This is a genomic window from Vibrio sp. 10N.261.51.F12, from assembly GCF_041471725.1.
Classification (GTDB): Bacteria; Pseudomonadota; Gammaproteobacteria; order Enterobacterales; family Vibrionaceae; genus Vibrio.
On sequence record NZ_JBFROV010000038.1, the window covers coordinates 1 to 12,734 of the forward strand.

Below are 12,734 nucleotides of genomic sequence, written 5' to 3' on the forward strand. Positions count from 1 at the left end.
TTGCCATCACCATGATCCGTGAAGACGCCTTCGCTGCCTTCATAAGTCACATGGGCGATGGACAAGTCATCTCCATCAATATCTGATGCGTTAGTTAACAATTGAGCGTCACTGAAGGTGATTGAACCGTCTTCTTGGATGACGTAATTGACATCTTCGACAACAGCAGCGTCGTTAACATTATCTACTTGTACTTCAAAGACTGACTCTGTCGTTCTAGAATCAAAATTATCATCTTGTTGAGATTGTGCGAACGCCTGTTGATCAACGACGTTGACTTCAAACGCTTCACTTGATGTTTGGGTGCTAGGTTGTGAATCTGCTGAGAATGATGAAGGTGACGAGTCGACATTGGAGGGTTCGGTAGATGGATTCTGAGCGGATGCACCTCGGCCACCAGCCGATCCCGCGCTTTGTGATTGATCACCACCGACGGATTGTGCACCTGCACCTGAAGGCGTGGTATTGCTACCACCGTCTGAATCCCGACCTTCATTTACGTCTTCGTTTTCGATTACATTTGATTGGGCGGCTTGTTCTTGGTCAGTATTTCCATCCTCTTCATCCACAGCTCGAGGGGCAGGATCGGTCTCTCTTTCACGTTCAACACCAGCCCCACTAGGCCCATCTTCCATTGCTTGATTGATCTCATCAGTAGAATCAGCTTGGTCGGCACCTGTTGCGATCGTGGTCGCAATCGTACTTTGTTGGTTTTGCTGGCTTTGTTGCTGACTGACATTTTCATCAGGATTATCGATCTGTTCAACTGCATCATTAAGTGGACTATTTGAGTTATTCCCTGCCATCTTTGCCTCCAAGCAAAACCTTTAAATATCAACTATGTCTATTAGGTTAGTAAAAATAACCACAAATAGTAGATTAGTTTATTTTCATTTAGTGACGTGTTTTGTCCTCTTACACACTCCATCATTCACACACCACACAAATTCGACATTTATCTTTGAAAATTACGCAGTTATGTCCTTAGCTAGTATTACGAATTTAATTAGCACAAATTTTTGTTACATAGGATGTAACTCTTTAGTTTAGCGCTGAAGCAAGGTGGGACTCGTGAGTCGGAATAGCATCGAAAAACATATCCGTAATGCGTTGATTCAAAACGCATCGGTATCAGATGACCAGTATGTTGACGAAATTAAAATCAAAAGTGCAATGACGTCTGTGCATAAGACGTTATTGCTAACCTTCATTGTGGCTATTGTCCTGCTAGTTATCGCATCACAGGCTAAGATTGATATTGTTGTCTCTTCTCGTGGCGAGTTGCTTCTTGATTCTGACATAGAGCGCGTGCAGCATCTGGAGGGTGGCATCCTAGAAGAGCTGTTAGTAAAGCCTGGAGATGTCGTTTATGAAGGACAGCCGATCGCCAAATTAAAATCACTAGATAGGAATTCACTACTCTCTACGACCGATTCTGAAATAACACAATTGGAGATGGATCGCCTTCGCTATCAAGGGCTGATGACAAGTACTGAGCCTGACTTCTCTAATTACACTAACTTTCCTCAGCTCGCTTCCCTTAATAAACAGAGTTGGGTCCAAGAACACAACAAAAATTTATCGAGTGAAACGCTCATCAAGCATGACATTGAACACAAACAAAATTTAGTTAAATCAATGAAGCGTCGTAAGCAGAGTTCTTATAACCAACTGAAACTTATTCGTAAACAACTTGGGATTAAGCAAACACTCTACAAAGAAGAAATGGGATCATATGTCGATGTACTTAACATGCAAGTGCAGGAATCGAATATGATCCGAGAGATCGAAAATCTTGACGAGTCAATCATGAATGAGGACTTTCAACTTACTCGATTAGATAAACAATTGAACGATCTTATTGTTAATCGAAACGCAGAATATCAAGCTCAAATCATACAAGCTGGCAAAGAACTGAGCATTAAACAGATTCAACGACCACAGCTATCAGACAAAGTGGATCGGCTTATTGTTTACGCCCCCGTTGACGGTGTCGTTGACAAAATTCACTTTAATTTCCGCTCTGCTGTTATTCCTCCTGGTGAAAGTATTGCTGACATCTCTCCTTTGAATAACCAATTACACGGAGAAGCAAAAATTCCGCGAAAAGAGATGGGGTTTGTTGAGGTTGGTCAGGAAGTTAAGCTTAAATTTGATACCTACAACTTTTCAAAATATGGCTTTATGTCAGGAAAAATTGCATCAATCAGTCGCTCGTCTTATGAAGAAGAAGACGCCGAATACTACCTCGCAACAATCATTATCGACGATGACTTTTTAGAACGCTCAGGAACAAAATACAGCCTATCCCCTTACATGGAATTTACCGCTGATATCAAAACCGGCGATCGTCGAGTAATAGAATACGCAGCGAAACCTGTCATGTCCGCCATAGATGATGCGTTTGATGAGAGATAATACATATGAGAAATGAAGCATGAAGCCGAAACACCAAATATATACATTTCCTGTGATTAAACTGGGCATCAGTGCATTGATGGTATTAACCATCATTGGCGTTTGGCTTGGCGTACGTTTTTATTTGGCGACACCTAATCAACAAGACTTCGACACGCCTCTTATTCGACAGAGTCAGGTATTAACACAACAGTTGGAATCAACGATTGTGTCTTTAGATGTTTGCATTGAAGGCTCGCCTTGTGATGATGCACACGTTGGGTTAGCAGGATTAATGAGCGCGTTAAATGAGTTCAAAGCATTGGCATCGTCGGATAAATCGCAAGTTAGCTTAGTGGGTGCGATTGAATACAGTCACTTAGAGTTAGCCACTTTGCGATTCTTAGCCATTAACCAGCGAACCATGGGCGACTATCAACAACTAAGAGAAGCATTAAGCCGTGACTACGTTGAAATTCGTAATCGATTTGACGACCTCTTCTATGTTGAACATCAAAGAGTGATTACTGAACTAAGATCCAGCATTGATAAAATGTTTCTCTTGTTCCCACTCATGGCATTAATTGCTATTTTTGTTGTGCTCGGTGGTTGGTATCGCTTGAAAAAAACCGCTCGAAGCAGACACGCGATCAACAACAGCTTTCGATCGCTATCCACCCGTCTAGATACATTAGACTCTGGCCAAATTGATAGCCTTTTGAATAATGCGCATCTTGACCCAGTTGAACGGAATATTTACTCAAAGTTAAAAACCGTCTTTGAAAAAGTGGATAGACAACAACAAGATGCCGATTTGAACCAACAGCTCTATGGGTTAATCGGTTATGAAATTCGCGGGATCACCAGCACAATCAAAGGTGGAATCCAGTACCTTGTTCAAGACTCAGAAGATAGCCGCGCTGTCCTTGCTCAAGACATCACATCGGCGGCTAATACCCTGTCTGAATTAGCAGAGAACTACAACAGGCTATTATCTCAAGGCCGAGACAAAAGTAGCAGTAACTTTTCTTTTCTCGAGGTGTTGTCAGAATTAACCGTACATTTAAAGAGTAAACTTCATCGCGAGAACCGATTGATTGAATGTGACTTCAATGCAAATCTACCGAATAGTGTTGTCGGGCACCAGACCAGCTTGTTTTGGATTTTATTTTTAAAGCTATCCAGTGCAATTCAAATACAACACGACAAACATGTCTTATTTCAAGTCTCGACACAAAGTTCAAGTGACGTTGATAAAACAAGAGTATCACTTTCTATTACGTTCTTAACGCACTTGAATGTCGACCGCTCAAAAATCGATTCTTTGCATTGGTCTGAACGAAATGAAACCACTACCGCTAATGATGAGTGGACCCTTTCGATTTTAAGCAATACTAGCTACTTTGACTCTCATTGGTATGAATCTGGCCAGCAGCGCCGCTATGTATTAGAGCTCGATGTTGAGGCGCAAAATTTTTATACCTTCAATTCGCAACAACTTAAAGACCGTCATATTGTCATTTGTAGCCAAGGCAAGTTGGCATTAGACCTGCTGAGTAAACAACTGACTTCACATGGCGGTTCGGTTACGTTGTGTAACGACCCTAATGAATTATTCCGCATGGCAGGTAGCCAAACAAACATCGATGCCATCATCATCTCAGATTTAATTGAAGGCATTCAAATCGATTCCTTTAGCAAAACGCTTAGCTCACGTATGAAAACAAGCCACACCAAGCTCTTTTTATTAGCGAGCCATGCCGAGGATGTACATAGTGCCTTTGAGTACGTGGACAAAGTGTTTTTCACACCAGCCTTGCCTTATGAGTTTATTCCTAATTTAACGGATGCTTTAAACGCAGAATCCGTAGAAGAAACGCTCGAAAAAAGTTCATTCCTGATTGTGGAAGATGACAAGGTACAGCAGTTCCTGCTCAAACGTATTCTGATGAAACAAGAATATAAAGCCGATACGGTTGGAGACGGCTCAGAGGCCATCGATTGGATCAAAGCCCAACGAGCCGACATTATATTTATGGATTGCATCATGCCCGGAATGGGAGGCATTGAAGCCACTAAACTTATCCGCAAACACGAAATGGACAGCGGTCATCGTTCCCCTGCAACGATCATCGGTGCAACAGCGCTAACGAGTGTCGCGGAACATAAGGCCTGTATTGAAGCAGGTATGGACTACGTTATTAGCAAGCCCTACAAAAGCGATGAAATTATCAAGGTGATTAAGAAGTATGTTGCATTTCAAAAGCTTAATTAGCGTATCGTGCGGCTTATTATTTTCGGCCCCTGTACTGCCTTCCACAGTCTTGGAGGCTGTACAAGTCGGCTTGAATAATAATGTCTCACTCATTGCCAGTCGTAAGGGCGTCGAAGAAAGTGCTTATGATATTGATGTGAGTCGTTCTAGCTTTCTACCGACTATTTCAGCCGATGTGAAAACAACATGGAACACCTCGACTACTCGTCTAGGTGGTATTAGCGATAGTGAAAATTCATACAACGATCATGGCTATGGTGTCTCGTTGAGCCAAAGTTTGTTCAATCTATCTGATATTTACGAATACGGCACCAGTAAGCTCGATTTCACGATCGAAGAAATTAAAAATGAAGCCAAGACTCAAGAAGTAATTGAGCAGATCACGGCTCAGTATTTTGAATATCTAAAAAACGGGGCGAAGACCAGAGCAACAAAGGCAGAGCTTGAGTCCTCTATGAGTCGACTAAAGCAAATGAATCGGAATGTATCACTCGGCAATGTGGCGGCGAGTGAGCTCTACGAGGTCATTGCACAAAAAGAAGGGATAGCTAACCGATTAAGAAGCTTACATAAAGACAAAGAAGTCATATTAAATCGTTTAGCACTGTTGACGCAGTACCCAGTCATTCCAACTCAAGACCTACAAACAGAACTGCTTCTAGCGGAGATACCAATCGACAAGCAAACCGACTTGCTTGGACAAGCGATGAAGTTCAATAACGACATTATTTTGTCGCAAAAGACATTAGAGCGTAGCTTTCGCACCTTGAAAGAAACGGGTTCTAATTTTGCGCCTAACTTGTCGGCCAATGCCAGTTATCGGCACGAAGATACCAATAACTATGATCTTTCCTCAAATCCAAATGCGACGGGGATTAGCGATGACCGTTCACTCGGCCTTGTCTTATCTGTTCCGATCACCACGGGCGGTTCAGATTACTATGCCTATCAGAAAAACAAAAAGACCATTGAACGGAATGACCTACTGCTGACGGATAGCCAAAATACGGTCAAGAATGATGTCGAGACTTCGATTCTTAATATCAACGACTTTTCACAATCAGTGTTTACCTACGAAACGATTATCAAAGCCAATTACTCATCTTACAAAGGTATCAAACGCGCACACAGCTTAGGGACCCGTACTATCACTGACCTACTCTCTGCCGAAAGCAAACTGTTTAGCAGTATTAGAGATTACGAAAGTGCTAAGTATGACTATGTCATTGAGTCTATAAAACTGGATAGATTAGTCGGTAACTTATCACCACTCAGCATCGAGAAAATCATGTTATTGATGGCCAACGAGTCAACAATTAGGCATCAGGACATTATTCCTGAACATCTAAAAAACTAGCACTCATCTGATGATAATTGACGGCCGTTGAACGAATGGGAAATAAGAATGAAAACTGAATATTTTTCACAAAAAATCACTTGGATGGACAAGCTGTATCTGGTTTTTTCTACCATTATGTCGACGTTATTTGCCCTTGTTTTGCCATTCTCGATTCTCATTATATTTGACAGAGTGCTTCCTAACCAAGCTACCGACACATTGTTTGTGTTGTTCGTTATTATTCTTGTTGCTATCTACCTTGACTACCTACTAAAAATGCAAGAAGAAGTCATTACTACATCATTGATGAAAAACTTTGAGAATCGCCTGACAAACAAAGTTTTTCGAGCCATCTGCCTCGCACAAATCCCACAATTTAATCAACTTGAATCTGGTCAATATCTAGAAAGAATCGCCACGATACCTGAGCTTAAAATTTTTTTTGGAGGCGAAGTTGTACGTGCATCTATCAACGTGATGGTCAGTATCATTACTATCGTTATTATTACCCTAATCAACACCTGGGCCGGCGTTACTCTCGTGGTTGCATCATTGATATTATTCGCCGCGGCAGTCGCGATATCTTCGAAGAAGGTCGTTGCTTTGAAGGAAAAGTCTGAGATAGAAGGACTCACCAATTCAAAAATCATCGAAATAGTATCAAGCCCATTAGACAACAAAAGTCGCACAATGGAATACCGCTTAGAAAGCTTAATGACAGAGATGGTGAAAACTCGTGAGAAGAAAAGCATTGCCTACGAGAATCTAGAGTCGCAAATGAATTTGTCGCTGACGCTCATACAACAGCTCTCTATCGCCGTTGTCGTCGTCTTATTGGCCATTTCAGTAATAAACTTGGATGCGAGTCAAGGAGTGATGGCTGCAATCATCATGCTGACCAATCGTTACTTTGCCCCCTACCAACAGATAATGCGTACGATTGGCCGATGGAAAGTAAACAAAATGCAGATTTCAGATATTGCTGAGTTACTTTCACTCGAACATAGCCAACAGCAGGTCCAAGGTACGTATAACCAACAAGAACTGGGGCCAAAATCAGCGCTTGGCAATCATGCTAAAGCCCAGAAAATTGAGGCCACCGTTGAGACCCGCTCAACCTCACTCATGCCATGGGTACCAAACCCTACCCCCACAGGGCTTGACCCACTCACTATCCCCGATTTGACAAAAATAGAAGTAAAACTGGATACCAATCAACGAGTGGTTTTCCAAAAAGGTACGCCCATTATATTAAAAGGCCGTTCTGGTAGTGGTAAGAGCCATCTAACCCGCTGCTTAACACGCGACACACAATGTGAGCGCACCTCTATTTTAATCGATGATATTGAACTCAACCAATTGCATTACCACTCCTGGCGGGATCGAGTTCATCGAATAGACAAAAATAGTAGCTTTGTGGAAGGGTCTATTATCGATAATCTTACGTGTTTTCGTCCTATGTTGAATGGTGCCGCGTTTACTTTGTGTAAAGGGTTATTGGTTAAAAGCGAAATCGATGCGCTAGAAGCGGGATTTTATACTCAAATAAAGGGCCACAATACATTGCCGTTATCTCGACAGGTTCAATACGCATTATTCATCATACGTGCCATGCTCAGCCAAAAGAAAATGTTGATTCTCGATGACATAGATAGTGTGTACGACCAAGAATTTGCCCATCGCGTTGTATCAATGTTGGTGCCCAAAGCGACAGCGCAATTCTTAATCATTGTTAGCAACAAAATAAACAGTGATGCCCATGGTGTAAAATCGATCAAATTGTCGAAGGAGTTTTTACGCTGATGACTATTCTCGTAGATTTTAATAATGTCTCTCAACGGCTAAAGGATTTTGAATCAGAAGGATTCGAACATCGCTACCGGCATTCGCCACTACTTCGTGGTTTAGCTTACACATTGATTTCTCTCGAGTGGGAAGGTACCCCCGAGATTTTATCTGATGCCTTTACACCTGGAGAGATGGATCAAAACGGTTTTGAACTTACGCTGTCACGTTTAGGTTATCAATGCAGGACAACCCAGTATTCAAACTCGAAAGCTGCAGAAATCGATGATGTCCACCTCCCTTGTTTTATTGAGCTAGATAAGCTTTCAGGTATCTTGATGTCAGCTAAGAACGGTGAAGGTATATTATTTGATTACCGTAACAACAACATCATTACGATCCCTCTCGTGGGCGGCACATTTGCACTGACGGTAGTCTCTGAATACTCAAAGTTATTTAGAGAGCCACCGCCTGAATCACAAGATAGAAGTAACTGGGTAAAATACGCGTTTTATCGTTACAACAACGAATTCAAAAGCCTTATATTTTTATCGTTGATGATTAACATTCTCGGTGCTCTGCAACCCTTCTTTATTATGGGCGTTTACAACTTCGCGCTCTCATCAAGCTCACTGCCTACATTATATTGGTTGACGTCTTTTGCGATTTTCCTTGCTTTCGCTGAGTACCTTTTTCGACGTGTTAGGATGAAAGTCCTCTCAACATCCGGGCAAGATCTTGCTGTACACATTTCACGTAACGTTATTGCGAAGCTGCTGTGGCTTCCCTATTCAATGACCTCCTCTGCTGGCGTGTCATCTCAACTAGCCCGCCTTAAAGACATTGACCAATTTCGTAAACTGGTGACGGCTGAGTCAACATTGAGCTATTTTGATTTGCCGTTTATTGTGCTATTTATCCTCGCCATTACGATATTATCGGGTTACGCCGCATTAACAGTGTTAGCGGGGATTTTACTGATGATCGTGTTCTGTTTATATTCGCGTTATATCTACACCCAAGCAACATCAAAGAGCTCTCGAGCCAATGCTATGGTGTCATATCAATGGAATGAGCTATTGAGAGGCATCTCCACCCTACAAGGATTACCTTTACTCAGGATTATCCAATCTCGCTTCAAGGCCGCACATGAACAAAGTTCGGCTGATGCGGCCTTTGTTTCTACAACAAACAGTAAGATTCAAGCCATAGGTGGTGGTTTGATTCAAGCGGTAGGTACTGCAGCGATCGTCACCGCCGTTTTGAGCGTAATGGAAGGCGATGCAAGTGCGGGGGCTATGTTAGCAACCGTCATCTTAGTCTGGAAAGCGCTTGGCCCGATCATGGGCATCTATAACTCTCTTGCCAAAATTAAGACTATCCAATCTTCTACCGCCCAGATTAATGCCCTCATGTCACTTGATGACGATAAATCTTCAATCGAAAAAAGCCCACCAATTAGACAGTTTAACGGTGAAATAGTCGCTAGTGGTCTTGTCCATCGCTATCAAGGTGCATCAACGGGTCTTACTAATTTAGGTTTTAGTATCCAGCCAGGGAATAAGGTCGCCATTTCTGGAGCTGCGGGCAGCGGTAAAACCACATTGTTAATGTTAATCGCAGGGTTGGAGCCCAGATATCAAGGGGCTCTGTATTTCGACGGGCACAATATTAAACAGTTCAATAATTTTCGGTATCGGAAAGGAATTAACTACATCCCATTTGATCTTCACCTTTATGAAGGTTCGATTGAATCCAACTATATTCTACATAACGGCGTTGTTTCACAGGAACAAATGTTACAGTCATTTTCTTTCTTAGGATTAGAACAGGTATTCGAGAACGGGTTAGAAACCATGATCAACGCCGACTTTCTTGCCAATCTTCCTTCTGGATTATTGCAAAGGTTACGGCTGGCAATAGGGTTGGCGGATATAAGCCAGAATGTCATTATTATCGACGAGCCGTTAGTCGGTGTTGAGCGCGAACTTGCGACCTATATCAACCAGCTTTTTGCAGGTGTGCTTCGGCACAAAACGGTCATCTTCACCACCGTAGATCCTGCGTTAATATCGAGCTCAACGCACTGCTTGTTATTAGAAAAGGATGGTTCACAAAAATATTTTGGTACACCCGACAAGGTAATGAATGCAATGGGGAGTTAATCGATAGACATGACACGGTAATCAATTGTTTAAACCGAGCGCTAAACAGTTGTCGTCGCTATATCATCTATAGCCATGGATTTTTTGGCCACTATTTAATTCGAACATTTACGGAATGTGAATTGTTATCACTAATAACAATATCTATTGGTAGTGAGCTTCGATTTACCTGGGTTTTATTTGCAAGGACGACCTTGCTTCCATCGTTAATTGTGGCGTGAACGGTAAATTCTTCAGGATTTGTGAGCGTTAGCGTATTTGTTGAATCTTGATACATAATACCAATAGATTTTTCTTGTAATTTCACTTCACAAGGGATGTTAATTTTACAAACCACTTCGCTCAAGCCAACGTGAGTGACGGTTCTGTACGTAAAAGCGGCAATTAACACCATCATCATGATGATAATTTGACCAAGCCTACCTTTTGTTAATTTCTGTGCTGCCATTATTGGGTGTTCTCCGTGTAACAAACTTCAAAGTTTTGAAATAAATGGACATAAACCCAACCAACAGTAAGGTTACTACCCTGTTCTTGAATTGTTAATTGAAGTATTATTGTCGCTTGAAAATGCTACTTTTTGTTAAAACTTACAAGAGAAGTAACGTTTTGAAAAAGCGTTAATTCTCTTGGGCGTTTGGGTAGCATTACGACATGAGTCGTGTTGGAAGTAAAGTATAGTTAATTATAAATTGGAAGCATGTTAATGAGCCAGGAAAAGCAGCTTGAACAAGTTTACAACTATACCGTAGTACGCCAGTTCACTTTAGTGACCATTCTCTGGGGTATTGTTGGTATGGCGGTAGGCGTTTTAATTGCCGCTCAATTAGTTTGGCCACAGCTCAACTTTGATACGCCGTGGTTGACGTATAGCCGTTTACGTCCGTTACATACTAATGCGGTAATTTTTGCATTTGGTACCAGTGCTCTGTTTGCAACGTCTTACTACGTTGTACAGCGCACCTGTCAGACGAGATTATTTGGAGGACCTCTTGTTCCATTCACCTTTTGGGGGTGGCAAGCCATTATTTTAGCTGCGGCTATTACTCTACCTTTGGGTTACACCTCGGGTAAAGAATACGCAGAGCTAGAATGGCCAATCGATATTGCAATTGCAATCGTCTGGGTGTCTTACGCGATCGTCTTCTTTGGAACACTGATTAAGCGTAAAACCTCACATATTTATGTGGCCAACTGGTTTTTCGGTGCGTTTATTATCACCGTAGCCGTGTTGCACATTGTGAACAGCTTAGCCGTACCCGTCTCACTAGGTAAGTCGTATTCGGCCTACTCTGGTGCCATCGATGCGATGGTTCAGTGGTGGTATGGACATAACGCTGTAGGTTTTCTGCTAACAGCAGGTTTCTTAGGGATGATGTATTACTTCGTACCTAAGCAAGCCGAGCGTCCGGTTTACTCTTACCGTTTATCGATTGTCCACTTTTGGGCGCTAGTTTCTTTGTATATTTGGGCCGGCCCTCACCACCTCCATTATACCGCTCTGCCTGACTGGACTCAGTCACTAGGCATGGTGATGTCATTGGTTTTATTCGCTCCTTCTTGGGGGGGCATGATCAACGGTATTATGACGCTATCTGGTGCATGGCATAAGCTTCGCTATGACCCGATTCTACGTTTCTTGGTGGTTTCATTGTCTTTCTACGGTATGTCTACCTTCGAAGGCCCAATGATGGCAATCAAAACAGTTAATGCCCTATCTCACTATACCGATTGGACCATTGGTCACGTGCATTCTGGTGCACTTGGTTGGGTTGCAATGGTTTCTATTGGCTCTGTTTACCACTTAGTCCCTAAGCTATTTGGTCAAGAACGTATGTACTCTGTTGGATTAATCAATACACACTTTTGGTTAGCAACAATTGGTACGGTTCTTTACATCGTCGCTATGTGGATTTCAGGTGTGATGCAAGGTCTAATGTGGCGTGCAGTAAACTCAGACGGCACGTTGACTTATAGCTTTGTTGAGTCAGTTCAAGCCTCTTACCCGTTCTATACGGTACGTTTTATTGGCGGTCTGATTTTCCTTTCAGGTATGTTCTTGTTGGCTTACAACACATACAAAACGGTTACTGCAGAGAAAGGTAGCCTTAAAGCTATCCCTCAGCCGGCATAAGGAGATTAGAGAATGAGCTCAAATTCTAACAATCGCCATGAAATCGTTGAACGCAACGTAGGCTTACTGGCAATTTTAATTGTTTTCGCCATCAGTTTGGGTGCTCTTGTAGAGATTGTCCCTCTGATGTTTCAAAAACAAACAACAGAGCCAGTAAAAAATCTTCGTGCCTACACTGCACTCGAGATGGAAGGGCGTGACATTTATATCCGCGAAGGATGTAATGTTTGTCACAGTCAAATGATTCGTCCTTTCCGTTCAGAGACAGAGCGTTACGGTCACTATTCTGTAGCTGGCGAAAGTGTATGGGAACACCCTTTCCTTTGGGGTTCAAAGCGTACTGGACCTGATCTTGCCCGTGTTGGTGGTCGTTATTCCGATGAATGGCACCGTGTTCACTTGTTAGATCCTCGTGAATTAGTTCCAGAGTCAAACATGCCAGGCTTCCCTTGGTTGGCAGAAAACGAATTGGACGGCAAATTAACGCAGAAGAAATTGAATATCTTCCGTAATCAATTTGGTGTTCCGTACACGGACGAGCAGATCGCTAGTGCTGAGAGTGACGTAAAAGGTAAGACAGAGATGGACGCCATCATTGCTTACCTGCAGTCTCTTGGCCATGCGATGAAATAAGGAGGA

The 12,734-nt window shown here is 42.4% G+C and carries 8 protein-coding genes and 1 pseudogene; 7 read left to right on the forward strand and 2 right to left on the reverse strand.

The features are described from left to right. Positions 1-188 (reverse strand): annotated as a pseudogene (locus tag AB4405_RS24415) (cadherin-like domain-containing protein); the annotation flags it as partial. An 883-nt stretch (positions 189-1,071) separates the two neighbouring features. On the opposite strand from AB4405_RS24415, the gene AB4405_RS19880 reads away from it, so the two are divergent. From AB4405_RS19880 to AB4405_RS19900, 5 genes are read left to right on the forward strand one after another with little or no spacing between them, the layout of a single operon-like run. Continuing rightward, positions 1,072-2,418, forward strand: coding sequence for an HlyD family type I secretion periplasmic adaptor subunit (locus AB4405_RS19880; RefSeq protein ID WP_372062523.1), 1,347 nt, complete (start codon positions 1,072-1,074; stop codon positions 2,416-2,418). A 19-nt stretch (positions 2,419-2,437) separates the two neighbouring features. Next, positions 2,438-4,672 carry a response regulator gene (locus AB4405_RS19885; protein WP_372062524.1) on the forward strand — a complete coding sequence of 745 codons (2,235 nt, stop codon included), beginning with the start codon at positions 2,438-2,440 and terminating at the stop codon, positions 4,670-4,672. Further along, positions 4,647-6,029, forward strand: a complete 1,383-nt coding sequence (locus AB4405_RS19890; RefSeq protein WP_372062525.1) for a TolC family protein — start codon at positions 4,647-4,649, stop codon at positions 6,027-6,029. The genes AB4405_RS19885 and AB4405_RS19890 overlap by 26 nt, the downstream gene beginning before the upstream one ends. A gap of 48 nt (positions 6,030-6,077) precedes the next feature. After that, positions 6,078-7,814, forward strand: a complete 1,737-nt coding sequence (locus tag AB4405_RS19895; RefSeq protein ID WP_372062526.1) for an ATP-binding cassette domain-containing protein — start codon at positions 6,078-6,080, stop codon at positions 7,812-7,814. Next, positions 7,814-9,961, forward strand: coding sequence for an ATP-binding cassette domain-containing protein (locus tag AB4405_RS19900; RefSeq protein ID WP_372062527.1), 2,148 nt, complete (start codon positions 7,814-7,816; stop codon positions 9,959-9,961). The genes AB4405_RS19895 and AB4405_RS19900 overlap by 1 nt, the downstream gene beginning before the upstream one ends. Positions 9,962-10,052: 91 nt before the next feature. Here the strand turns inward: AB4405_RS19900 and AB4405_RS19905 are convergent, their stop codons facing one another. Beyond that, positions 10,053-10,409, reverse strand: a complete 357-nt coding sequence (locus AB4405_RS19905; RefSeq protein WP_372062528.1) for a hypothetical protein — start codon at positions 10,407-10,409, stop codon at positions 10,053-10,055. 258 nt (positions 10,410-10,667) lie between these two features. On the opposite strand from AB4405_RS19905, the gene ccoN reads away from it, so the two are divergent. After that, positions 10,668-12,095, forward strand: coding sequence for a cytochrome-c oxidase, cbb3-type subunit I (gene ccoN, locus AB4405_RS19910; protein ID WP_198593088.1), 1,428 nt, complete (start codon positions 10,668-10,670; stop codon positions 12,093-12,095). A 12-nt stretch (positions 12,096-12,107) separates the two neighbouring features. Beyond that, positions 12,108-12,728, forward strand: coding sequence for a cytochrome-c oxidase, cbb3-type subunit II (gene ccoO / locus AB4405_RS19915; RefSeq protein ID WP_102470727.1), 621 nt, complete (start codon positions 12,108-12,110; stop codon positions 12,726-12,728). The last annotated feature ends 6 nt before the right edge of the window (positions 12,729-12,734 follow it).